General features: G+C 31.2%; 21 protein-coding genes. All 21 read right to left on the bottom strand.

Translation table 11 applies throughout. The features are described 5' to 3' along the window. Positions 1-1,476, bottom strand: a complete 1,476-nt coding sequence (locus ACWJKP_RS12025; protein ID WP_165414066.1) for an O-antigen ligase family protein — start codon at positions 1,474-1,476, stop codon at positions 1-3. Positions 1,477-1,545: 69 nt separating this feature from the next. Next, positions 1,546-2,625 carry a glycosyltransferase gene (locus tag ACWJKP_RS12030; RefSeq protein ID WP_165414065.1) on the bottom strand — a complete coding sequence of 360 codons (1,080 nt, stop codon included), beginning with the start codon at positions 2,623-2,625 and terminating at the stop codon, positions 1,546-1,548. A 64-nt stretch (positions 2,626-2,689) separates the two neighbouring features. After that, entirely contained in the window at positions 2,690-4,444 is a 1,755-nt protein-coding gene (locus ACWJKP_RS12035; protein ID WP_462961188.1) for a hypothetical protein, read from the bottom strand. 114 nt (positions 4,445-4,558) lie between these two features. Beyond that, positions 4,559-5,974, bottom strand: a complete 1,416-nt coding sequence (locus ACWJKP_RS12040; RefSeq protein WP_462961189.1) for a lipopolysaccharide biosynthesis protein — start codon at positions 5,972-5,974, stop codon at positions 4,559-4,561. A 94-nt stretch (positions 5,975-6,068) separates the two neighbouring features. Then, the gene (locus tag ACWJKP_RS12045; RefSeq protein ID WP_165414062.1) at positions 6,069-7,172 is read right to left on the bottom strand and encodes a LegC family aminotransferase; all 1,104 of its coding nucleotides are present in this window, start codon (positions 7,170-7,172) and stop codon (positions 6,069-6,071) included. A gap of 37 nt (positions 7,173-7,209) precedes the next feature. Beyond that, on the bottom strand, positions 7,210-8,202 hold the full coding sequence (locus tag ACWJKP_RS12050; RefSeq protein ID WP_165414061.1) for an NAD-dependent 4,6-dehydratase LegB: 993 nt from the start codon (positions 8,200-8,202) through the stop codon (positions 7,210-7,212). A gap of 17 nt (positions 8,203-8,219) precedes the next feature. After that, positions 8,220-9,275 carry a nucleotidyltransferase family protein gene (locus ACWJKP_RS12055; protein ID WP_165414060.1) on the bottom strand — a complete coding sequence of 352 codons (1,056 nt, stop codon included), beginning with the start codon at positions 9,273-9,275 and terminating at the stop codon, positions 8,220-8,222. Between the two features lie 4 nt (positions 9,276-9,279). Beyond that, complete coding sequence (locus ACWJKP_RS12060) at positions 9,280-9,921, bottom strand: acetyltransferase (protein ID WP_165414059.1); 642 nt, start codon at positions 9,919-9,921, stop codon at positions 9,280-9,282. 21 nt (positions 9,922-9,942) lie between these two features. Continuing rightward, entirely contained in the window at positions 9,943-11,091 is a 1,149-nt protein-coding gene (neuC, locus tag ACWJKP_RS12065; RefSeq protein ID WP_165414058.1) for a UDP-N-acetylglucosamine 2-epimerase, read from the bottom strand. Positions 11,092-11,225: 134 nt separating this feature from the next. Continuing rightward, positions 11,226-12,269, bottom strand: a complete 1,044-nt coding sequence (neuB, locus tag ACWJKP_RS12070; protein ID WP_165414057.1) for an N-acetylneuraminate synthase — start codon at positions 12,267-12,269, stop codon at positions 11,226-11,228. After that, positions 12,262-12,966, bottom strand: coding sequence for an acylneuraminate cytidylyltransferase family protein (locus ACWJKP_RS12075; RefSeq protein WP_165414056.1), 705 nt, complete (start codon positions 12,964-12,966; stop codon positions 12,262-12,264). Before ACWJKP_RS12075 ends, neuB begins: the two co-directional genes overlap by 8 nt. Before the next feature lie 22 nt (positions 12,967-12,988). Next, on the bottom strand, positions 12,989-13,729 hold the full coding sequence (locus ACWJKP_RS12080; RefSeq protein WP_165414055.1) for an N-acetyltransferase: 741 nt from the start codon (positions 13,727-13,729) through the stop codon (positions 12,989-12,991). Between the two features lie 34 nt (positions 13,730-13,763). Continuing rightward, the gene (locus ACWJKP_RS12085) at positions 13,764-14,852 is read right to left on the bottom strand and encodes a Gfo/Idh/MocA family protein (RefSeq protein WP_165414054.1); all 1,089 of its coding nucleotides are present in this window, start codon (positions 14,850-14,852) and stop codon (positions 13,764-13,766) included. 93 nt (positions 14,853-14,945) lie between these two features. Further along, positions 14,946-16,262, bottom strand: a complete 1,317-nt coding sequence (locus ACWJKP_RS12090) for a nucleotide sugar dehydrogenase (RefSeq protein ID WP_165414053.1) — start codon at positions 16,260-16,262, stop codon at positions 14,946-14,948. Positions 16,263-16,628: 366 nt separating this feature from the next. Continuing rightward, a complete protein-coding gene (gene ltrA / locus ACWJKP_RS12095) occupies positions 16,629-18,038 on the bottom strand; it encodes a group II intron reverse transcriptase/maturase (RefSeq protein ID WP_224578726.1) in 1,410 nt (469 codons plus the stop codon). Between the two features lie 463 nt (positions 18,039-18,501). Beyond that, positions 18,502-19,410, bottom strand: coding sequence for a UTP--glucose-1-phosphate uridylyltransferase GalU (gene galU, locus ACWJKP_RS12100; RefSeq protein WP_165413617.1), 909 nt, complete (start codon positions 19,408-19,410; stop codon positions 18,502-18,504). 55 nt (positions 19,411-19,465) lie between these two features. Then, positions 19,466-20,242, bottom strand: coding sequence for a tyrosine-protein phosphatase (locus tag ACWJKP_RS12105; RefSeq protein ID WP_165413616.1), 777 nt, complete (start codon positions 20,240-20,242; stop codon positions 19,466-19,468). Positions 20,243-20,263: 21 nt separating this feature from the next. Continuing rightward, positions 20,264-20,947: a CpsD/CapB family tyrosine-protein kinase gene (locus ACWJKP_RS12110; protein ID WP_165413615.1), complete on the bottom strand. Its 684-nt coding sequence runs from the start codon at positions 20,945-20,947 to the stop codon at positions 20,264-20,266. Positions 20,948-20,959: 12 nt separating this feature from the next. Beyond that, the gene (locus ACWJKP_RS12115; RefSeq protein ID WP_165413614.1) at positions 20,960-21,631 is read right to left on the bottom strand and encodes a YveK family protein; all 672 of its coding nucleotides are present in this window, start codon (positions 21,629-21,631) and stop codon (positions 20,960-20,962) included. After that, a complete protein-coding gene (locus ACWJKP_RS12120) occupies positions 21,631-22,701 on the bottom strand; it encodes a tetratricopeptide repeat protein (protein WP_165413613.1) in 1,071 nt (356 codons plus the stop codon). Before ACWJKP_RS12120 ends, ACWJKP_RS12115 begins: the two co-directional genes overlap by 1 nt. Before the next feature lie 150 nt (positions 22,702-22,851). Continuing rightward, a complete protein-coding gene (locus tag ACWJKP_RS12125) occupies positions 22,852-24,582 on the bottom strand; it encodes a phospho-sugar mutase (RefSeq protein WP_165413612.1) in 1,731 nt (576 codons plus the stop codon). Positions 24,583-24,709: the final 127 nt, after the last annotated feature.

Raw genomic sequence — 24,709 nt, forward strand, 5'->3', positions numbered from 1 at the left:
TTAACTAACAGATTTCCCTTCTGAATATATCATTAATATCATCACTACAGTAAAAACAAAAGCAGGCACTACACTTATTGGATCTTTTGAGGCCATAAAGGATTGACCTGTAATATTACCATAAACAAAAAGACATAAAAGCCCAATAATTCCTGGCCATTTAAATTCCTTGAAATCTTTCTTATTAGTTTTAATTATACCCAATACTGACCTTATTAAGCTGCTTAGCCAAGCTAACATAAAAGTAAAAGTAAATACAACTCCAAATTCTGTAATTAAATTAAGAATTATATTATGAGCATCTATGTACATTTTTTTAGAATTCCCACCATATTGTAAATAGTAATATTTAAAGTGCCCTGGTCCCACACCGAAATAAAAGTGGTCATTTATCATTTCAAAAGCTAAAGCCCATATTGGTCTCCGACTTTTAGTTTGCTCTATTAATTTTTTAAGCACTCTGGCATTGTTGCTAACAAGGTCTTCTATGCTGTTTATCTTTATGCCTGTTGCAATTTCTTCCACCTCCCACCTATGCATAACATTAAATGTCATGCAAGAAATCACAACTATAGAAATTAGTATATATTTTTTCCAATTCTTTATATCAACTATAATTACAATAAAAAAACACATAGCTAATGTTAGGAGAATTCCTCTTGATTTTTGAGTACTAAAATTAATTATTTGAATTAATAATAAGAATATATATACTTTATTATGTCTCCCTGATAGCTCTTTATTTATAGCATATAACAATATAAAAGGCATTACTATTATAGTGTATCCAAGCATGAAATTGCTACCTAAGACCCCATAGAGATGCTGATTATTGCCGCGTACAATTAAATTATATAAAGTTACTATTATATCTGGTATTGATGATAACGTAACTCCAATACATAAATAGCGCAATATATCTTTGTAAAACTCTTTATCGCTTTTCTTACAGCAAAGCATACCTACGCTATAGATCATCATTGAAACTATGTTAAGTAGCACTAGCTTAAATGATTCTAAAACATGAATACTTCGCATAGAAGATATAGTCGCTAATAATAACAATATAATATAGAGTACACTTAGCTTGGTGTATTTAACCGTAAGCTTTGAAAAATCAAATCCTCCATATTTAAATTCGCGAGCCATATTTGTTAAATATATAGCAAAATAAGCTAAATATACCACTTCACCTATCCCAGCTATATTTAACCTATTCATAATATACAACGCCATAGGTATTATTGGTATTGCTACCGCGTAAACTAAACTTGTGGTAACAAAATCTTTAAACATTAAAATCAAACTACAAATTACGAACAAGGTTACAAATATGCTACTTACGAACATGAGCACATTTGATGTACCCATCTTTATAAACAACCCTATTTCTATAACAGCATATAATATTAGAATTATGTGAATATACTTTTTCAAATAATAGTAATACTCTTTAATCTCTTGCGTTAATTGCATTTTTATCCTCCTACATAGTTTCTGATATTTTCAAATGACAAGTGCATTGCAAGCTAGAATATACCATTACTATTTACTAACCTTCTCAAGTGTTTTATATATATCATTCATGATTTTTGCATTGTCAAACCAATTATACCTCTCCCGGACTAATCTTCTTGCATTTTTTGAAAATTCCTTCATTTGATCTTCATTTTCAATGATTTTCATAAGTTTTAATGTTATATCATAACTACTCTTTTGCTTGATTACAAAACCGTTATAGTTATTAAAAATTATCTCTTTTAATCCACCTACATCTGTAGTTATTATTGGCCGTCCACACGCACAGGCCTCGACAGCTGAAACTCCAAAACTTTCACTTAAGGATGGCAGACATACTATATCCATCTTGTTTATGTATTCAGGTACTTTTTCATTATCTATTTTACCTGTAAATGTAACCTTAGAATTTAAATTTAATTTCTTTACTAAAGACTCAAGCTCTAATTTTTGGGTACCATCTCCAACAATTAAAAGTCTTAAATCTTTGGTTCCGCTGTATTTACGTATAAGCTCTGAAAATCCCTCTATAAGATAATTTAGTCCGTATATTTTTTCTAAGCCCTTAATAGCACCTATGGTAATATAACTACTATTTAATATGGGTGTACTACATTTAAATTTATCTAAATCTACACCAAATGGGGTTACTACTACCTCTTTGTTGTAGTATTTTTTTGTTTCCTCAGCCATATTATAACTTGTAGAGCAAACTTTATCCGCTCCTTTTAATATATACTTAAGTAGCAATTCTTTAGCTTTATTATCTTTAGGGAACTCATACACATCGCTACCCCAAACAGATATTACAAATGGATGGAAATTGCACATTCTCCCATAAAGTCCATAGCTAGTAGCATAGTGACTGTGTAATATATCTGGATTAATGTCTTTTACTAATTTTTTAATTGATTTAATTAATAAAAAATAACTTAACTTATTTGTACCTATAGTTCTTAACACATGCAAATTTACATTGTTTTCATACACATAATCTGTTTCTCTCATCGAAATTATATGAATCTCATTACCAAGTCTCGCAAAATATTGAACCCATTTTCTTGTATGTATACTATGTGCATCTGCTAAAAAGCAAATTTTTCTCATAAATTTCCTCCTGTTCTTTTACACTATTTAAGTATAATTAAGAATCTTAGAAAGTTATCTTTAATTACTCATTCTTTATTGTTTCTAAAAGCTTCTCAGGAGAATTTACTATAATATTTATTATCCTCTCTGTTACTTTTCCATCCAACTTATAGAAATTTTCATGGATATACTTTTGCATGTCGTGGTTTAGTGTCACGTCACCTATATTTATTTTAATCATACACTCTAAAAGCTCATTTTCATCCTTAACTCCAAAGGATACCCCCTCTTTAACAAAACCACCAGCATCATTATATTTAGGGATTAATATACATATAGAAGGTTTATTAATAAGTGCCGCTTCTACAACTACTGTAGAATGTACGCTTACTACCAAACCACTCCATTTAATTAATTCATACAAATCTCCATCCTTCATTATTTTACAGTTTTTAATGTGGAACTTTTCCACCATAACTTCATAAAATTCAAAATTCAAATCTACAGGATGAAGTTTTATAATTAATTCGTAATCTTCCTTCATTAAATTTAATGCCTTAAATAGCATTAAGGTAGCCGGTTCAAGTAAATCCCTAAAATATTGAGTGGCATAAAGTATTCTCAGTGTCCCATTTTTTTTAGACTTTTTCAAATATCCATTTTGAACTAAATTGTCTGTTCTTACTTGACCAACTACATTAACATTTTCTTTATTATATACATTTGTATGAGATATCAATAATTCTTTATACTTTTCCCCCCAGACAAATGTATTACGTGGCACCAACAAATCTTTATACTTTGAATTAATTATGTAAGTAGATGAGGTTTCATTTATTATTCCATGTTGCACAGCATAAGTATCTATATTTAACTTATTTCCTGCGACTATAAAGCACCTTCCTCTGTCGCCTTCTCCTGCTACTAAACATTTTTTAATTTTCAACTTTCTAATAGTTTTTCCTGCCATTAATAGTTCATATAAATAAGAAAGATAACTCTTTCTTAAATCATTCATCACAAACCCTAAAAGTATATTTTTAAGATCAAGTTCATTTAAGCGAAAATCTAACTTATCTAAATAACTTAAATTATCTACCAATAAGTTATTATTTACATTTTTCTTAGCTTTAAGCCTTTTGTATAAAATAAATAATTCAAATGGCACAAAATTTTCATGACAATTTAGGGTCTTATCTATGATGTATTTATTGTTTAAGAGTTGAAAATTTAAAATATTATAAGTTTCTTTTAATTTATCTATAACTTTCCCTAATTGAGTGTCATAATAACCATTGGTATTGCCTTTAACTAAGTTTAAACTTGAAGCATGCGAAATAATCAAAAATGGCTCTTTATAATTTCTCTTATTCATTAAAAAGTTTTCAAATGTAAATTTACAATAATTCCCTATCCCCCTGATAAAACGTCTAGTTAACTTACCTTTACTTATAGCTTGAATATTTTTTCCACTATGAATTCTCTCACATTTAAGGTTGAATACCTCTACACAAACCTTTTCCATAAAGTCATCATCTGTTTTTACTTGTATTTCTTCATTCGTTTTACACTGAGCATTTCTTATAACCATAATACAGAAAATCAAACCATTTAATTTTCTATAAATAGTGGGTCTACTAAAAATATATAATGGTATATCATCATATAAATATAATTCTTCAAGCTTTAACCCGTTAACCTTTTGGTTTTCTAAATAAGTTAAATACTCAAAAGCTTCCTTTTCTACGTTTATATTTCCTATATATTCAAATAAATTCACAACTTTTCTATCTATTATCAGTTCTTTTTTTTGTGCTGTATAGATTAATTTAACCATTAAATCATCTCCTGCGGAGCTGCAATATCGACGACTTCAGAAGGAGATTTATACTCCCACTTATAGAAGTGGGAGACTTTCCTTCTGAAATGTCGTTGAATCATCTCTTTTAACTCATTTTTGCATTAACTTTCCACTAATTTTTTTCATCTGATATCCTAGTACAATTAATGTTGCTATTAATATTCCATATCTCAAAACCCAATTGTTTTTCACTATAAAAAATATTATACTACTAAGTACTATGTATAAAATGCCATATGCAAAAGGTTTAAACGTATAAATTCTTACGTCAAATATGCATAAAGATATATAATAATGATATAAAAACAATAAGATATACGATATTATCGTTGTCCACGCCCCTGCAACTGCACCATATCTTGGAATTAAAATGTAATTTAATATACCATTTGTTAAAGCTGCAATTAGAGTTCCTAGGGAAAGGAACTTTGTGTTTTTAGTATAGAATTCAATATTAGCTGGTATACTGTATAGAAATTGAAAATAATATCCTATTATGATTAATGGAACGTAATCTAATCCTTTGTAAAATTTTTTTGTACCCATTAGTTTTCCTATTTCAGGAGATATAAATATAAGTATAAAACCCATGATAGAAAATAACATAATATAATATTTAATTTTCAGCTTTATATCATCATAATTTTTTTCTTTCATATTCTCATAAAACCAAGGTACCCAAGCCTTATTACACGCCAACCATACAATATACAGTATCATTCCAATTTTATATGCAAAGGTATATATTCCTGCAGCGCTAGACCCTATCATACTATTTATCATAACCGTATCCACAGACTGTAAAATTACGCCTGATAAAAGATGTACAATTGCCGGTATAGATATGACTAATCCATACTTCCAGTATTCGAAACTAATTAGTTTTTTGCCTTTTTTCATAGCAATTACATATAAAACTGTACCGTAAATTAAAGCTACAATAATTAAAGAACCAATCCTACCATAATACTTATCACTTTTAATATTACTTATGAGTATTATAGCCAGAATTGTGTTTATAATAGCACTACTTATTGATATAAGTAAATATTTCTTATATTTATATTCAGCATTTAATTTGGCATTAGAAAAATCCACGATAAATCCAAAAAAACCTTGAATAATAAGGAAGATGACTAATATAGAATTTAAATTAATAATAGAAGATATTTGCTTTTTAAACACAAATCCAATTATAAGCCACATAATAGCAAATAGTGTGACTAAAAAAAGTATAGATGAAGCATACTCATCATATCTTTCCTGAAAATCCACTTTGGCATTATTAACTGTAGCCAATAGCCCTAATGTAATTATAGTTGTAAAAACGGAAAGCCATGTGGTATATACCCCAGTTATTCCATAATCACTAGTACTAAGTAACCGCGTAAAAATAGGCATAGTTACAAATGAAATGCCTTGAACAAAAAAGGTCCCTATAGTAAACCAAATTCCACTTCTCACCAATCTGCTTTTGTACAATTTCTTTATAAAATCTATATTCATATTATCTCCTATCCACCTTACCAATATATCATAAACCTCCACTAAAGCGGCTTAATTAATGACTTTCGCCCTTAAATGCAAATAAATAACAGAGTTATTTATTGCATTCTTTTATTATTTCACATACCTTTGCAATGTCTTCTTTTTTAAGTCCAACAGAACTTGGAAGATTTATTCCACGCTGATAAAGCTCATTTGTAACACTTAAATCCCCATGTGTACAAGTTTTATATGGAATCATATCATGTATAGGCATAAAGAATGGTCTTGCTTCTATCTTTTCTTTATTCAATTTTTGTATAAGCGCGTCGCGAGTTATACCATACTTTTCCTCAATTAGGATTGAGTATAACCAGAAACAATTTTCTACATTCTCTTTTTCTATAGGTAAGGTAATTCCTTTAATTTCACTTAATAGTTCATTGTAATATGCCGCATTTTGTCTTTTGATTTTTAAATATTCTTTAATATTTTCAAGTTGAGCCACTCCAAATGCAGCCAAAAGATTTGGCATTCTAAAATTATATCCTATTTCTGAATGATAGAATGCTTTATTTTCAGTAACTACTTTTGTTTGAGTGGATAAAAATTTCGCTCGTGCGCCATATTCTGAATTATTAGTTACAAGCATTCCACCTGCTCCAGTAGTTATAATTTTGTTCCCATTAAAACTAAAACTGCCTATATCCCCTATGGTACCTGTCATTCTGCCATTAAAAGTAGATCCTAATGATTCAGTTGCATCTTCTATAACAAATAGATTATGTTTTTTAGCTATTTGAATTACTCTATCCATATCTACAGGATGGCCATAAATATGTACTGGCATTATAGCCTTTGTTTTAGGTGTTATTAATTCCTCTATCTTTTCTGCATCCATGACAAAGGTATCTCTACATACATCTACAAATACAGGCTGTGCTCCTACGTATTTTATAGTGTTAACTGGAGATATAAAAGTTAAAGATGGAACTATAACTTCATCTGCGTATCCTATTCCAAGGGTTACTAACGCTAATTGAAGTGCTGATGTACCATTATTTGTGACAACTGCACTTTTGCTACCTACATATTCACTAAATTTTTCTTCAAATAAATTAACATAACTACCTACTGAAGATACCCAATTAGTATCTATACAGTCCTTAACATATTTAAGTTCGTTTCCTCTAATTTCTGGTATACATAAAGGTATCATAACAAAACCCTCCCACTTTTTAAACATTATTCTTTTGCTAAATATTATATATGTCTGTCTTAAAATGTTGCATATTATTTTTTATCCAATCTACTGTCACTTCAAGACCTCTGTCTATAGTGTAATTAGGCTTCCAGAGCGTTAATTCCTTTATTTTAGTATTATCAGCCCATAATCTATTAACTTCGCTGTTTATAGGTCTTAACCTTTCATCATCGCAAATAATTTTTACATCCTTACCTATTATACTTATTATTTTTTTAACTGTTTCTCCTATAGTTATCTCGTGATTTGAACCAACATTTATAACCTCACCAATAGTTTTTTCACTTTCTGCTATTTTTATGAATGCCTGGGCAGTGTCCAATACAAAGTTAAAGTCTCTAGTTGGAGTTAGGCTTCCAAGCTTAATTTCTGTTTTCCCTGCGAGTATCTGTGATATTATTGTTGGAATTACAGCCCTTGCGGATTGTCTTGGTCCATAAGTATTAAATGGTCTAATAGTCGCTATAGGCATATTAAAACTTTTATAGTAACTTTCCGCCATTTTATCTGCTCCTATTTTTGATGCTGAATATGGAGATTGACCCTGCATTGGGTGTTTTTCGTCAATTGGTACATAAAGTGCTGTTCCATAGGTTTCACTAGTAGATGTGTGTACAATTTTTTCTACCCCATATTCTCTACAAGCTTCTAAAACATTAGTAGTACCTTCCACATTTGTTCTTACATAGGCCATAGGCGATAAATAAGAATACGGGATTGCAATGAGAGCCGCAAGATGAAACACTACCTCTTGTCCTTTGATAATTCTTTTCATTCCATCATATTCTCTTATGTCTCCAGTAACAACTTTAATACTTTCTTTTACTGACTTATCAAAAGTATCAATCCACCCCCAGTTATTAAATGAATTATATTGAGCCATGGCTGTAACATCTGCTCCAAGTTCCACTAATCTTTCTGTTAAATGGCTTCCTATAAAACCTTCTGCACCTGTAACTAAAACTTTTTTCCCTTGCCAGTTCATTTCATCTACTCCTTTTCTTATAGTTTAAAATATTTGTGAATATCCGTGTTGGCCTTTTTATAGTCTTCCATTCTGCCTATATCTTTCCAGTATTCAGTTATCTCATAAATACCTGACGTACAATCATTGTTAATTGCATCTTCTATTAAATCGGTCATATTATAGACTTCGTCTTCATGTATGTACTTTATAATTTCAGGATTAACAGCATATACTCCACCATTAATGTGAAATTTATATGTAGGCTTCTCTTCTACAGACTCTATAAGCATATTATCAGTGACTAAGACTCCATAAGGAACGTTAATTTCATAATCTCTAACACCTACAGTTATATTAAAGTTGTTTTTCATATGATGATTTAAGAACTTATCAAAATCAATTCCTGTTAATATATCTCCATTTATAACTATGAAAGGTTTTGTAAATCGTTCTTTTACTAATGCTATTGAGCCTGCTGTTCCTAGTTTTTTAGTTTCTCTAATGTATTCTATGTTTACATCAAATTCTTTTCCATCTTTAAAGTGTTCCTCTATCATTTTCCCTTTGTAATTAAGAGAAATAATAAAGTTCGTAAACCCATATTCTTTAAATTGTTCTATTATAAGCTCCAAGATAGGTTTATCACCAACTGTTAGCATAGGTTTAGGTAGTGATTCAGTTAATGGTCTTAACCGAATACCCAAACCTCCTGCTAAAATAAAAACATAATTTTGCTTTTTATCATAAGATAATATATCATCTAAAAAATATAAGTCTATGAGTTTTTTATTTTTATCAATAACAGGTATCTGTCTTATCCTTTTCTTAAGCATATACTCTTTTGCTTTCTTTTTACTATACTCTTCTGTAACAAATTTAAAATCCTTAAAATATGTATTCTCTATATCCTCATTTATACTGTGGCCTTTAAGTATAGCACGACGTATATCCCCATCTGTAATAGTTCCCACTAATTCATTATTTTCATTTACAACTAAAGCTCCCCCAGTTAAGTTTTTATCTATAACCTTCATAGCTTCTTTTATACTAGAATCCACTCCTATACAATAATTATCAATTGGAAATTTCATAATATCACCTGCACTTTATAATTTTCGATGGAATTCCTACAGCAACTACATTATCTACTATATTTTCAACAACCACAGCTCCTGCTCCAATAATTACATTATTCCCTATATGCACTGATTGAATTATAGAACTCCCCATACCTACATGGGTATTGCGCCCTATGCTAACCCCGCCAGCTAAACAAGCCTTAGGTGAAATATGTGTATTCCTTTGTAGCTTGCAATCATGTTCAATTACTGCACCGGTGTTTACTATGCAATTTTCTTCTATGTAAGCTCCTGGATTAATTATGGCTCCAGGCATTATACAAGTTCCTCCTGCAACATTTGCATAAGATGAAACCATTGCATCCTTATGTATAAGTACAGGTATACTAAATCCTATAGCTTTTAAATTATTATATATCTTTTCGCGAGTTAAAATGTTTTGGAGTGCACCAACACATACAAATGCATTTTTTACACCAGTATTATATAATTCTTCTAAAATGCTATCATCGCCTATTATAGGTATATCTAATACAAATTTATCGTAGTTATAATCTTTATCAGTTACACCCACAATATTATATCTAGAAACACTTTTTATAATATCTATAATAACCTTGCAATGGCCACCTGCACCTACAAGTACAATTTTCTCCATAATGTCACCCCTAACTATCAACTAATAAGTTATCCTTTTTTGTATAAGTTCCCTATCTATCTTTATCTCACTTAAAATTTGTGCTATTTTACCACTTGCATTACCATCACCATAAGGGTTTGTGCAGTTTTCTAATTGCTTCTTAAAGTTCTCATTGTCTATTGATTTTTTAATGCCTGCTTTTACAGCTTCCTTTCCATAAGGTACGTCTATTATATTGAGTGCTCTTAGTCTTCCGTCCTGCCTTGACCCTATGTTTACTACAGGCAGTTTAAAGCTAGGTGCTTCAATTATACCTGACGATGAATTTCCTATCATTACCTGAGCTATACTTAAAAAACTTAGGTACTCTATTTGACTTAAATTTCTAAATACTTTTAAAAATGGATATTTCGCTCTATACTCCTCAATAACCCTTATAATTTCGCGTCCTCCATTATCACTGTTAGGGTATGAAACTATAGTTTGATATCCAAGTTCTACAACAGCATCTAATGTTTCTCTTACTTGCCATTCCACCATGTCTCTTTCTGTAGTTACTGGGTGCTGAGTCATTAAAAATATCTTATCATCTTTTAATTTAAATTTTTCTAGCATTTCTTCCCTTGATAAATATTTTGCTTTCACAATATAATCAAGTCCCGGCGCTCCTACTACAAAAATATTTTTTTCCTTTTCGCCCAATTTAAGGATTCTTTGCATACTGTCCTCATTTGCTGGAAAATGAATATGAGAAAGTTTAGTTATAGCGTGCCTTACGGATTCATCTACTGTTCCCGTTACTTCTCCTCCATGAATGTGAGCCACAGGAATATTCATATGAATAGCTGCTGTTGCTGCCGCCAGCATTTCTCCTCTATCACCTAGTATTAATACTAGATCTGGTTTTATTTTATCAAAGCTTTGAGCCATACCTATAATTGAAAGTCCTATAGATTTAGCCATTGCCGACCCTGTATCAGAAGCTAAAACAGTTTCAAATTTATCTGATACTACAAAGCCATCTTTTTCTATTTCATTTATAGTCATGCCAAATTCAGGACATAAATGCATTCCACAAACGATAAGCTTAAGATCCAATTCTTCATGCTTTTGAATTTCTTTAAGAACATGATAAAATATACCATAATCTGCTCTCGTGCCCGTTATAACTGCTATTTTTCTTTTCATATTTACTCTCCAATTCTATAATTGCATATTCTATGTACTCATGTTCTATGTACTCATGTTCCATGTACTCATGTTCCATGTACTCATGTTCCATGTACTCATGTTCCATGTGCTCGAAATAATTTAGCTAATTTTTATTCCACCATGTTTAAGGATATTTGCTCATCAATTTTTATATCTCTATTAGTTTTTCTCCCAACAATATCAATGTAGACTTTAGGCGGAAGTCCAGTTCCTGGTCTTTTATAATCTAAGTCCGAGAATCTTATACTCTCCCCTGCTTTTATATATCTAACTGCGACTATACTTTTTCTAGCTGCCTTCATGGTATCAACTTCACTAAAATTATACATTTTAATTCCAGTTCCGAGTGCTATTTCTACATCTCTAATCGCTTTAACCATCTCTTTTAGCTCTATTGGATTCAGAGAAGCTTTATGATCTGGTCCTTCCATACTTTTGTCCATTGTAAAATGCTTTTCTATTATATTTGCTCCCATAGCCACTGCTGCAATAGGCACTGTTATTCCTTCAGTGTGATCGGAATATCCAGACACAATTTCAAAAGATTTTTTTATGGTATTCATTGCATTCAAGTTAACACTTTCTAATTTAGCTGGATAATTTGAAGTACAGTGAAGCACTGCTATTTCTTTATTACCCAGGAAATTTATTACATTTATTGTTTCTTCAATTTCTGAAAGTGTTGCCATGCCAGAAGATAAAATTATAGGTTTATTAAATCTTGCTATATGTTCTAAAAATGGAATATTAGTTAAGTCTCCCGAACTAATCTTAAAAGCCTCCACGCCTATATAGGCTAAAAAATCAGCGCTTTCAAAATCAAAGGGTGTAGATAAAAACATAATTTTCTTATGTATACAGTATTCTTGTATTTCTATGAAACTTTCGCGCGATAGTTCTAGTTTCTTTAACATATTAAACTGTGAGTCACTTTTGCCTATGTTGTCCTTTTGATATTCAGCCATTTCTGCATATCCAGTAACTAATTTCTCTGTAATAAATGTTTGAAATTTTATGGCATCGGCCCCTGCAAATACAGCTTTATCTACCATATCTTTTGCTATATTTATGTCTCCATTATGATTAACCCCAGCCTCCGCTATAATAAAAGTTGAATTTCCATCGCCTATAGCCTTATTTCCTATCTTAAACATGAATACTCTCCTCTATTATCAGCTCTACAAGTCTTGCATCGAGCATCGTGTCAATATCTATGGAGCTTTCCTTGTTCATTACATAAGGGATTGTGTTTTCATCAACAAATTTTTTTTTGTTAACTAACATATTATTTGAATTTATATATAGTGCACCATTAAATATATAAAAAGTAGGTAAGTCTTGCCTTCTGAGATTTGTTCCTTCAAAACTTATAACTTCTTTTAGCTTTTCATTTTCTATGCTTCTCATAAGTACAGGATTTTCGCTAGCTTCACATACACTTACTAAAGAAGTACTTTTACTCTCAATAAGCTTTTCTATAGCTTCATCCAGGTGCTTAAACGTTCTTAATGGAGATGTGGGTTGCAATAATACTACGTAATCAAAACTTACATTATTTTTTTTGTAAAAATCTATTGAATGTATAACTACGTCTATGGATTTTGAAGTATCATTTGATAGTTCTTCTGGTCTTAAAAAAGGTACCTTAGCCCCATATTGCTGTGCTATAACCTTAATAACCTCACTATCTGTTGATACAATTAATTCATCTATATATTTAGATTTTTTTCCTGATTCAATTGTATAAGCTATAAGTGGTTTACCACTTATAGCCATAATATTTTTATTTGGTATACCTTTCGAACCACCTCTTGCTGGAATAATAGCTAGAAACTTCTTATTCTTATACATAATTATCACCTTTTGCTTCCTTTTATTGATTTTTAAGCAATTGATCCTCTGGTACAGATCGAAGCACTTTAGCTGGATTACCAACTACAATTTTACCTGCTTCCACGTCTTTTGTGACCATACTACCTGCTGCCACAAAACCATCTTCATGTATAACAATACCTGGCAGGATAACTGCTCCTGCTCCAATTCTACCACCTTTTTTTATAGTTACCCCTTTGAATTTTCCAAATCTTTCTTTTGATCTGCCTGCATAATTATCATTAGAGGTTGTAACACAAGGCGCAATAAATACATAATCCTCAACTTCTGAATAAGCTGTTAAATACACATTAGTTTGTATTTTGCAATTAGAACCAACCTTACAGAAATTTTCAATAGTTGCTGCGCGGCCGATAATTGTTTTTGAACCTACAATTACATTTTCTCTTATTACAGCAGTGTCAGCAATAAGTGTTTTTTCTGCAATTGCGCATCCACAATAAATAATCACTCCTGCCCCTATAATGCAACCTTCACTTATTTCAGCTGGAAGCAATTTTTCTTCACTTTTGAATATACTGTTTACTGATCTCATAGGTTGTTTACCTATTACCGTATTATCATCTATTCTAACATTATCTGCTATAACAGATCCTATGTGAATAACTACATTACTTCCTATAATACAATTTTCACCTATTACTACATTATCTTCTACTACCACAAAATGTCCCATTGTTACATTATTGCCAATTTTGCTTTTTTCTGAAACATAATTCATAAAAATACCCTCTTTTCATATAATATCTTCAAAATTATTTTTTCATTTCGAGTGTTGAGAAATCCCCCATTGGAAATTTAACTGGAAGACCTGTAAGTCTTGATTTATAAGCTGCAAGTATAATAGACATACCTTTTTTTCCTTCTTCGCCATTTATAAGCGGTTCTCTATGCATATTTATAGCATCTATCATATCTTTAAATAAGGGGGTATGTCCGAAGCCATATACTGAATCTGGATTTCCCTTTTGCTGCGTTAATATTTCCTGCTCAGTATCCTTATTATCAGCAAATCTCCAAGTTTCTATTGAATTAACTGCAATGCCTCCGATAGAAACAGTACCAGTTTCACCAAAAATGCTCAATGTTTCTTCCAAGTTTTTAGGATATACACAAGCCGATCCTTCAACTATACCTATAGCTCCATTAATAAATCTTATAATTATTGCCCCAAAATCCTCACTTTCTATATCTCGAAGGAAAGTACCACACTGAGCATAAACCGTATCTATTTCTCCACCCATCATCCATTGTAATAAATCAATATTGTGAATACATTGATTCATTAAAGTACCACCATCCAGGTTCCATGTTCCTCTCCAAGGTGCTTGCGCGTAATATCCCATATTTCTATTCCAAAGAATCCTCGCTGTTCCATTAACTAATTTTCCAAACCTATTTTCTTCGACTGCAGCTCGTAGTTTTCTTATTGGCTCATTAAACCTATTTTGGTGACTAACACAAAGCTTTACATTATTTTTTCTTGAACATTTAATCATTCTATCTGCATCTTGAGTAGATAATGCCATTGGTTTTTCAACAATTACATGTTTCCCACTATTCATGCAATATATAGCTATTTCTGGATGATACCCACTTTCAGTAGCTATAGAAACCATATCAATATCAGCTTTCTCAAGCATTTCTTTATAATCTATATAAACTTTTACATCTGAATTTTCACCTATTGCTTCTATATAGTCATCTCTTTTGGAGGTAGCATTAACTTCTAACGCATCGCAAACTGCTACAAGTTCAATTTCTGCTTTATTTTGTGTTATGGCCTCCACGTGTTTGTATGCTATTCTTCCACATCCTATTATTGCAATTTTTAATTTTTTCATTTAAACCCCTCCTTGCAATTACTCTTAAAGGTGACTTCCTAGGATTTTGGCATGCAATATTATAAAATATTTTACAATGCTCGCATGCATTATTTAGAGTTTATTTATCTTTTCTCTATTATTTACAACATGCTTTGTAGCATTTCTAGTATCATATAGTAAACTAGCTTCTTCCACAATTTTTTCATAATTATAACCACTATGATCTGTGGTTATTACTACTATATCCGCATTTTTTATTTCATATTCCCAAGTTACAGATACATATTCTTTACCCTTGTGTGTGAATTTTTTAATAAATGGATCATTTATAATTATATCCGCACCATTTTTTTCTAATTGATCAATAACCTTTAGTGTTGGTGATTCTCTCACATCATCTATGTCTTTCTTGTAAGCTACACCCATAAGGAGAACTTTTGCTCCGTTTAGTGCCTTTTTATTACCATTTAAAAGTTTCATAACATTTTCAAGCACAAACTCAGGCATATAATCGTTAATTATACCCGACGCTTCTATTAATTTTGTATGATAATCATACTCTTTTGCTTTCCACTCTAGATAGAATGGATCAAGTGGTATACAGTGTCCACCAATCCCTGGGCCTGGGTAGAATGGCATAAATCCATAAGGCTTAGTTTTAGCTGCATCTATTACTTCCCAAACATCTATATTCATCCTTTTACACAGAATAGCCATTTCATTAGCTAGTGCTATATTTACATTTCTAAAAGTATTTTCAAGAATTTTTTCCATTTCAGCCACTGCTGGAGAAGACACTTCCAATATTTCTCCCTCTAGTACACTTCTGTACAACATTCCTGCTACTTCAGTACAATTAGGAGTACATCCTCCAACTACCTTTGGGGTGTTTTTTGTATTAAACTGTTTATTCCCTGGATCAACTCTCTCTGGAGAAAATGCCAAGAAAAAATCTACTCCACATTTTAAACCTGATTCTTCAAGTATTGGTTTTAGTACTTCCTGCGTTGTTCCTGGGTATGTAGTGCTTTCGAGTACTACTAACATCCCCCTATGTAAATACTTAGCTACACTTCTAGTTGATTCCACTACATATGATAAATCCGGTTGCTTATATAAATCTAGTGGCGTAGGGACTGCGATACACACTGTATCAACATCCTTAACAAAGCTAAAGTCTGTGGTAGCTTTAAGTTTTCCTTCTTGTACTAATCTAAGTAAATCTGAATCTACAATATCACCAATGTAATTGTGTCCCTCATTTACCATTTGAACCTTTCGATCTTGAACATCAAACCCTATTACTTCATATCCTACTTTAGCCTTTTCTACAGCTAATGGCAATCCCACATAACCCAAGCCTACTACACCAAGTTTAGCTGTTTTATTTTTCAATTTTAATAATAACTCCTCTTTAAATTGAAACATTTTGTTACCTCCTATAGCCTTAGATCATATGATTTTGACAAATCTTTTATCAACTGCTTCATGGCTACATTTTACCACATTATAAGTTCCTACCCAAAACCTCTCAATATATTTTTTATAATAGCATATACTATATTTCATCATATAATATTTTACCCCAAATATTTCTATTTGTTCAATCTATGGGAGTTTATTAACTATTTATTTATAATTTCTTAAAAATTAAGTAATCTATTTTCTAATAAATTTACTTGATTCATCCCCCATACTGAGCGCACCAATCGAGTAGGAGCTAAATAATTAGTTTATTTAGCGACCTCTCACACCACCGTGCATACCGTTCGGTACACGGCGGTTCAATAAGAATTAATGTTTTAATAAATATGTCTCAGATATAGAAACTAATCCTATATTTTTAAGGTATTTATTGGTCAATGTTTTGTTTAATATAGGGCTATTGGATGTTCTCCAATAGCTCTTCCTTGTGTTTGTATATTGCCAGGCTTTATTCTTGTTCAAGCCTAATTTAACAAGGTTTTTATATTTGGTTTTAATCTTTTTCCATTGTTTCCAAAAACACATTCTAATCCTTCGCCTTAACCATTCATCAAGTGTTTTGAGAATGCTTTTAATATCTGCGATAGCAAAATAATTTACCCATCCAACTATCACTTGCTTAAGTTTCATAAATCTATATTCCATGCTCATCGCATTACTTCTTGAAGTTAATTCCTTTAGCTTTGCTTTGAATTTACTTATAGGTTTTTGAGGAACTCTCATTCTGTATTCACCTTTTGCTCGGTAAAACGAAAATCCTAAAAATTTAAGTTTCCAAGATCTATCTACTGTACTCTTTTCTTTATTCACTTTAAGCTTTAATTTTTCCTCAATAAATCTTGTAATACTCTTCATTACTCTATTTGCTGATTTCTCACTTTTAACATATATATTAGCATCATCAGCATACCTACAAAAGTTTAGTCCTCGCTTTGTTAGTTCTACATCAAGTTCATGTAACATTACGTTACTCAATAATGGGGACAAGGGTCCACCTTGAGGTGCTCCTTCTTCAGTATTCATAAATACCCCATTTATCATCACTCCACTTTGTAGATACTTTCGTATCAGAGAGATTACTCTACTATCTTTAATATCTTCCGATAGTATCCTTATTAATTTATCGTGATTTATCGTATCAAAGTATTTAGAAAGGTCTATATTTACTGTCCATGTATGTCCAGCATTAATATATCCCCTACATTTTTCAACAGCTTGCTTTGCACTTCTTAAAGGTCTAAAACCATAGCTATTATCTGAAAATTTGTTTTCATATATTGGTATTAGAACTTGTGAGATTGCTTGTTGAACAACTCTATCTACTACAGTAGGTATTCCAAGTAGTCTTATTCCCCCATCAGGTTTGGGTATTTCCACCCTTCTTACTGCTTGAGGTCTATATCTGTTTTCCAGTAATGATTGCCTTAATTCTTGTCCATGCTCTTTTAGGTGTTGTAGAAGTTCATCTACCGTCAACCCATCAATACCATGACTTCCTTTATTTGCTTTTACTCTTTTATATGCTTTATTCATATTATCTCTCGACGATACTTGTTCGAGTAAATCATTACCGTATCTATTCACATCGTTTCTTCCTTCTTCTGACATAGGAGAAATACTATGCACTTCTACGTTACCTTTAAGTTCCACTTTATTCTCTCGTAGAGAGCCTTCTTTATGAAGTTGTCTGCTTTCATCATATTTCTTCGTATCTTTCAAAATTTCAAAACCTCCTATTGTTCAGTCCTTCCCACGCTAACGCGTTTAGCATGGTACTATGACGTCTGCTGACTTCTGATAGTTCAGCCATACATCACTGTATAGTTTGTTATTTCTAAATTCATATCCACAACTTACCTATCAGATCTCCCCGGGTAAGAACGCAATCTTTCACTCCATCTATCTGCTACATTTACATCGCCTGTTTCGAATAGTTTTGGGCTTCATTTTGTATTGCAAACTTACCCACAAGCATATGCCTTATATGTAGTTTCTGTTCGTCAGACCAGAGTTTCGCCGCCGACTTCCTTCAGATTCCACCTCGCGGTGGACACCCTTGTCTTAAGCTATGCACTTGGCACTATTAACCCGTGCTAGGGACTTTCACCCATTAGATTGCGCCCATGCCGGGCGCACAATAAAAAAAAGCCAGTTTCACTTGGCTTTTTACTAATACTCTCTATTATAGATTATTACTACATTTATTATAAATTTCTTTAAAAGTATCGTTATCCTTAATAGTTAGGAGATATTTCATAAATGCTTCTTTAAGATCATCTCTTTTAAGTGCATATTCTACATTTGCTTCTAAAAATCCTTCTTTATCCCCTACATCATATCTTCTGCCCTCAAAATTATAAGCATACATATTTTCCTCTGCTATTAAAGTTTTTAAAGCATCTGTAAGTTGAATTTCTCCACCCTTACCAGGCTTTGTATTTTCTAAAATATCAAATATTCTAGGTGTTATAATATATCTTCCGAGTATTGCTATGTTTGATGGTGCTTCGGATGCGTTAGGCTTTTCAATAACATCTTCAACCTTATAAACTCTATCTTCTACTGAAGTTCCATTTACTATGCCATATTTGCTAACTTCACTTAAAGGAACCTTTTGAACTCCTAAAATTGAAGTTTCATATTTGCCGTAGCAATCTATGAGTTGTTTTAAACAAGGTACTTCACTATCCACCACATCATCGCCGAGCATTACAGCAAAAGGTTCGTTCCCCACAAAGGTTTTTGCACAACCTATAGCATGACCTAGTCCTTTAGGTTCTTTCTGACGTATGTAGTAAATGTTTGCCATATTAGATATATCCCTAACCATTGTTAAGGTATCTTCCTTACCGTTCTTCTCTAATTGTTGTTCAAGTTCAATCGACTTATCAAAATGATCTTCGATTGCTCTTTTATTTCTTCCTGTTATAATTAATATTTCCTCAATCCCAGACGCAACCGCTTCCTCTATAATATACTGTATTGTTGGTTTATCAACAATTGGTAACATCTCTTTTGGTTGTGCCTTTGTTGCTGGTAAAAATCTTGTACCAAGCCCCGCTGCTGGAATTATAGCTTTTTTTACTCTCATAGTTTTTCTCCCCTCAAATAATGCATTTCTATATTTCAACCTTATTTCTCAAAATTCATTTGATAAAACTTAAAAATGAAATTTTTCCTTTTTCTTTTTTAAGTTTTATTTCTAAGACTTCCAATGAGGAAACATTATTAATAATGTTAGTTTGATTTTCAGCAATCCAGTTATATACAGCTTGATTTTTACGTTTTATAATTGCATAAGCTTCTTTTATCTTCGTTTTTCTTCTCGTAATATTATGTCCGTCACTACCCATCAAATGTATCATGTTCCTTTTTACAAATTCTTCAGCTGTTTTTTTAACTTCCTTACCATAATCACCTAATAAACTACCAGAATTTATTTGCATCAATACCCCTTGGTTAATTAAATTAATAACTAAATCATAATTTTTCATAATCCTAAGATTTCTCTCTGGATGTGCTAAAATGGGTTTTGCCCCAAGTAACATTAATTCATAAAATACATCTTCAGTGTACAGAGGAAACTGCCCCATAGGAAGCTCAATAAGTAGATATTCCGAGTCGTTAATTCCCCAAATTTTCTTTTCTTTATAGAGTTTTGGCAAATCGGGGTGCATATAAATTTCTAGTCCAGATAAAATGTTAATATTAAGATTTTCTTCTCTAGCTGCTAAAACTAATCTGTCTAGTTTTTCAATATATTCCTCGTGACTAAATTCAAATTCTTCAGTTATAAAATGAGGAGTAGCACAAATATATTCTACACCTTCACTATCTGCTGTTTTCAACATTTCAATGGACATGTCTAAGTTTTTTGATCCATCGTCAATAGCATATATTATATGACTATGAAAATCTATCATAAATTTACACCTTTTAAATCTTTAGTTTTCATTTCCATAATAGCCCTTATAATATTTTCCATAATAACCGCTTACAGATTGAGGAACTTTATTAAATACAACTCCCAGTATCTTTCCACCAACCTTATCAATCAATTGTTTCGCATCTACCAATGCTTTTTTTTGAGCTTCACCATATGAAGCTACAAAAATCACACCATCCACTATTGTAGATATAATTTGTGCATCCGTTACCGCAAGAACTGGTGGTGCATCAATAAGAACTAAATCAAATTCACTTTTTAGCACTTCAATAAAGTCCCGCATTTTTTTACTTCCTAATAATTCTGCTGGATTTGGGGGCACCGGACCACTAGTTAGTATAAAAAGATTATTAACAGTTGACTTAACAACACATTCCTCTTTTTTCACACCTTGAACTAATATATTTGTTAATCCTACAGAATTGGTAATTCCCATTTTCTTGTGGATTGAAGGTTTTCTAAAATCACAATCTACAAGAATAACATTTTTACCACTTTCAGCCATAGTTATAGCTAAATTTGACATTACTGTACTCTTACCTTCTCCAACGCCAGATGAAGTAACTACTATGGATTTATATTCTTTATCCAAGGAAGAGAATTGAATATTTGTTCTTAATGTTCTAAAAGCTTCTGCCGTTCTAGATTTTGGATTTCTTAATGTTACTAATTTTTTTAACATATTCTCACCCTCCTATTTTTTATCTTGAGTTAAAGGAATAATACCTATAACTGGTAACCCAGTTAATTTTTCTATGTCCTCTTGGCTTTTTACAGTGTTATCTAAGTACTCCAATAAAAATGCTATCCCAAGCGAAACCATAAGTCCAATAAAAAATGCAATTGCTATGTTTAACTTTGAATTTGGACTATCTGGTCTTGTAGGTTGTAGTGCTTCATCTAAAAGCTGTACATTATCCACTTTTTTGACATCGTTACTTATGTATTTTAATGACTTCGCTAACTGATTAGCAATGTTCATAGCTTCTTTGGGATCCTTAGATTTAACTGTTATCGTTAAAAATTCAGTATCTCCTTTAGGTGCTACTGATATCATTCCTTGAAGCTGATTAGGCTCTATATTTAACTTAAGTGCTTTAATGACATGTTCTGAAACTTTTCGTGATTTAGAAAATTCACTATAAGTTTTGACTAATTTTTGATACATAATTACATCATTATAACTATCCTGCGGCGCCGCAGATTTACTTTCTGGTTTTCCAATTATTACCGATATATCAGATTTATAACTAGGTGTAATAACAAAATAGCTTAAAACCCCACTAAGCACCGTTGCTCCTATTGTTACTAAAATTACTAACAGTAACCTCTTTTTTATAATATTAAAATACTCCACTAACTCCATTATTTACCCTCCGCCAATTGATTTTCTAGTTGCATTACAATTTCATCTTGTGGATCTATTTTTTTAGCCATATCTAAATGTATTCTCGCCTGCGCAAAGTTTTCAACATTTAAATAACACATAACAAGATTTGTACATATCTCTATAGACTTTGTAACCTCAAATGCTTTCCTAAAATATTGAATAGCTGCTTCGTAATTTTCAAGACAAGCATAGTTAATACCAAATTCATTTACTACCTCTATCAAATCGTTGTCAATTGCTTGTGCTTCGTTTAAATAGTATATAGCCTTCTCATAATTTTGTAAATTCCTGTATGCTACAGCAGTGTGATAATATATATCTGCTCTATCTCCTAATTGTTCCATTAAAGGAATAAAAATTTCAAGTGCACCTTTAGGGTTATTAGATACTAAATCTTTCGCTTTTTGAAAATTTGTTATGGTTTCCAAATCGTTTTTAAGTTCAATAACCGCTTCCGTTTGTTCTCCACCAATTATAGTATAATTGCTTATTGCTATTAATGCTAATTCATGTTTACTTTCACTATTTAAAACTAGCGCCTCATATAAATATGGATTACTGTAATTAGTGATTTGTTTAGCTTTTTCTACAAGTTTTAGTTGCTCATCCTTGAATATACTATTTGTAGCTCTTAATTTATCAACTAACAAAAAAATCTTATCGTAATTATCTTTATTTTCTTCTATAGTTAACAATCCTTTTAAGAAGATAAATGCTTCTTCGTACTTTTCATTCTGAATTTCTTTAAATATCACGCCCTTAATAAATCCTATTGAATTTGGAATAGTATTTATAATTTGTTTATACTCTTTATTGTATTTAAAAAGTTCATCTGCTCCTAAAACATAGAACATCCCTTCTATAAATAGATTAACTGGTATATTATCGAAATCTTCTTTATTCTTTACTTTTTGGATTATCTCATTAGTTCTCACTGGGAAATATATGTCCTCTAAAATCACAAAATCATTAATTTTGCTGTCTTTTTTTATTTCTAGAAAAAGAAGAACTGATAATTTTTCAGAAAAATATGTTTTAATATCCATGATTACACCTTCCTACTGGTTTAAAAATTTATGCTACAAATGTTACTATTAATAATAATAGTATACTGAGGTTGTTTTGTAAACCATATAAAATCATAAAAATGAAAATTATGGTTTTATATGCATTTAATAACTAACTACGATACGTTTTTAATTTATGCCTGCTTCATCAAATATTGACATAACATTTTCTTTTAGCTCAGTTATTTTTTTATATGTATTCTCTAATGAATTCCCTTTAACAGATAAATAAATTTTCATTTTTGGTTCAGTTCCAGAAGGCCTAACTACAAACCAAGAACCATCCTCTAAGACAAACTTTAATACATTTGATTTTGGCAATTTAATTATTTTTTCTTTATTTGTGATTAAATCCACTTCTAAACCAGCTCTATAATCCATTTTTTTTATAATTCTGTTATTACCTATTAAGCCATTCATTGAATGTCTTAAATGGTCTATTATATTACCTATTTTTTCTGCACCATCTTTTCCAGCAAGTTCTATTGAAACTAAACCCTCCTCGTAGTATCCATGTTCTTTATAAATATCCATCAAAGCATCATACAAACTCATGCCTTTGTTTTTATAGTAGAGTGTCATTTCACAAATTAGCATTGCAGCTATTACTGCATCTTTATCACGCACAAAATTTCCTGCTAAATAACCAAAGCTTTCTTCAAAACCAAATATAAATTCTTTTTCACCCGCATTTTCAAACTCTTTAATTTTTTCTCCAATATATTTAAATCCTGTGAGTACATCTAACACTTCAACATTATATTTTTCCCCAATACTCTCTACCATATTTGTAGTAACAATAGTTTTTATTACTACGCCATTTTTAGACAATCCATTAGTTTCACTTAATGAACTTAAAATATAATTACTTAATAATACACCTGTCTGATTTCCTGTAAGAACCTTATACTTTCCTTCTTTGTCTTTAACTACTACTCCAATCCTATCGCAGTCAGGGTCCGTACCAAAAATAATGTCAGGATTAATGTCTTTTGCCATAATAAGCGCCAATTCAAATACCTTTGGTTCTTCTGGATTAGGATATGGCGCCGTAGGGAAATTCCCATCTGGCATTTCCTGTTCTTTTACAACAAATACATTATCATATCCTAATTCTTTTAAAACTCTCCTCACAGGTACGTTTCCAGATCCATGAATAGGAGTATAAATTATTTTTAAATCCTTGGCATATTCCTTAACTAGGTCTTTTCTCATAGTTAAATTTTTAACCTTATCAATGTATGATAAATAAAGATTTTCTCCAATTATTGTTAACATTCCATTGGTTTTAGCTTTATGAAACTCCATAGTTTTAACCTTAGAAAAATCTTTTATGCTAGCTGCACAATTTATAATTTGGCTTGCAGCTTCATCAGTGACTTGTCCACCATCATCTCCATAAACCTTATATCCATTGTACTCTTTAGGATTATGTGATGCTGTAATAACAATACCGGCTTTACTTTTTAGTGCGCGTACAGCATAAGATAAAATTGGAGTTGGTGTTAATTGTTCAAATAAATTAACGAAAATACCATTACCACAAAGAGTTTCTGCAGCAGCTATTGCAAATTCCTTAGACATATTTCTTGAATCATACGCTATGCTAACTGATATATTCCCCTTATATCTTGAGTTCAAATAATCTGCTAACCCTTGATTAGCTTTACCTATGGTATGTATATTCATTCTGTTTGTTCCTGCTCCAATTACACCTCTTAATCCCCCTGTACCAAACTCTAAATCCTTGTAAAATCTATCTTCAATTTCTTTTTCATCTACTAATTGCTCTAGCTCTTTCTTTAATTTCAAGTCTATCAAATTAGAATTAATCCAACTTTTATATTTTTCTTTGTACATTTTATATTACCCTCCTTATATTCCCCTGAGGAAGCAAACAATTATTATCTTCCTTTCTATTCCTCCTAATCTATCTTTAGTCTATTATATTATACTATCAATGCATTACAAATAAAAGGCATTTTTT

The organism is Clostridium sp. CM037 (genome assembly GCF_055081095.1).

Coding starts and splice junctions, on each gene's coding strand:
- ACWJKP_RS12125 (WP_165413612.1), bottom strand. CDS start 24,582: ATGTACAAAGAAAAATATAAAAGTTGGATTAATTCTAATTTGATAGAC.
- ACWJKP_RS12115 (WP_165413614.1), bottom strand. CDS start 21,631: ATGGAGTTAGTGGAGTATTTTAATATTATAAAAAAGAGGTTACTGTTA.
- ACWJKP_RS12035 (WP_462961188.1), bottom strand. CDS start 4,444: ATGGTTAAATTAATCTATACAGCACAAAAAAAAGAACTGATAATAGAT.
- ACWJKP_RS12055 (WP_165414060.1), bottom strand. CDS start 9,275: ATGAAATTTCCAATTGATAATTATTGTATAGGAGTGGATTCTAGTATA.
- neuB (WP_165414057.1), bottom strand. CDS start 12,269: ATGTTTAAGATAGGAAATAAGGCTATAGGCGATGGAAATTCAACTTTT.
- ACWJKP_RS12090 (WP_165414053.1), bottom strand. CDS start 16,262: ATGTTTCAATTTAAAGAGGAGTTATTATTAAAATTGAAAAATAAAACA.
- ACWJKP_RS12040 (WP_462961189.1), bottom strand. CDS start 5,974: ATGAATATAGATTTTATAAAGAAATTGTACAAAAGCAGATTGGTGAGA.
- ACWJKP_RS12075 (WP_165414056.1), bottom strand. CDS start 12,966: ATGTATAAGAATAAGAAGTTTCTAGCTATTATTCCAGCAAGAGGTGGT.
- ACWJKP_RS12085 (WP_165414054.1), bottom strand. CDS start 14,852: ATGAAAAAATTAAAAATTGCAATAATAGGATGTGGAAGAATAGCATAC.
- ACWJKP_RS12120 (WP_165413613.1), bottom strand. CDS start 22,701: ATGGATATTAAAACATATTTTTCTGAAAAATTATCAGTTCTTCTTTTT.
- ACWJKP_RS12025 (WP_165414066.1), bottom strand. CDS start 1,476: ATGCAATTAACGCAAGAGATTAAAGAGTATTACTATTATTTGAAAAAG.
- ACWJKP_RS12050 (WP_165414061.1), bottom strand. CDS start 8,202: ATGAACTGGCAAGGGAAAAAAGTTTTAGTTACAGGTGCAGAAGGTTTT.
- ACWJKP_RS12045 (WP_165414062.1), bottom strand. CDS start 7,172: ATGATACCTTTATGTATACCAGAAATTAGAGGAAACGAACTTAAATAT.
- galU (WP_165413617.1), bottom strand. CDS start 19,410: ATGAGAGTAAAAAAAGCTATAATTCCAGCAGCGGGGCTTGGTACAAGA.
- ACWJKP_RS12030 (WP_165414065.1), bottom strand. CDS start 2,625: ATGAGAAAAATTTGCTTTTTAGCAGATGCACATAGTATACATACAAGA.
- neuC (WP_165414058.1), bottom strand. CDS start 11,091: ATGAAAAGAAAAATAGCAGTTATAACGGGCACGAGAGCAGATTATGGT.
- ACWJKP_RS12110 (WP_165413615.1), bottom strand. CDS start 20,947: ATGTTAAAAAAATTAGTAACATTAAGAAATCCAAAATCTAGAACGGCA.
- ACWJKP_RS12060 (WP_165414059.1), bottom strand. CDS start 9,921: ATGGAGAAAATTGTACTTGTAGGTGCAGGTGGCCATTGCAAGGTTATT.
- ACWJKP_RS12105 (WP_165413616.1), bottom strand. CDS start 20,242: ATGATAGATTTTCATAGTCATATAATATATGCTATTGACGATGGATCA.
- ACWJKP_RS12080 (WP_165414055.1), bottom strand. CDS start 13,729: ATGAATTATGTTTCAGAAAAAAGCAAAATTGGCAATAATGTAACAATG.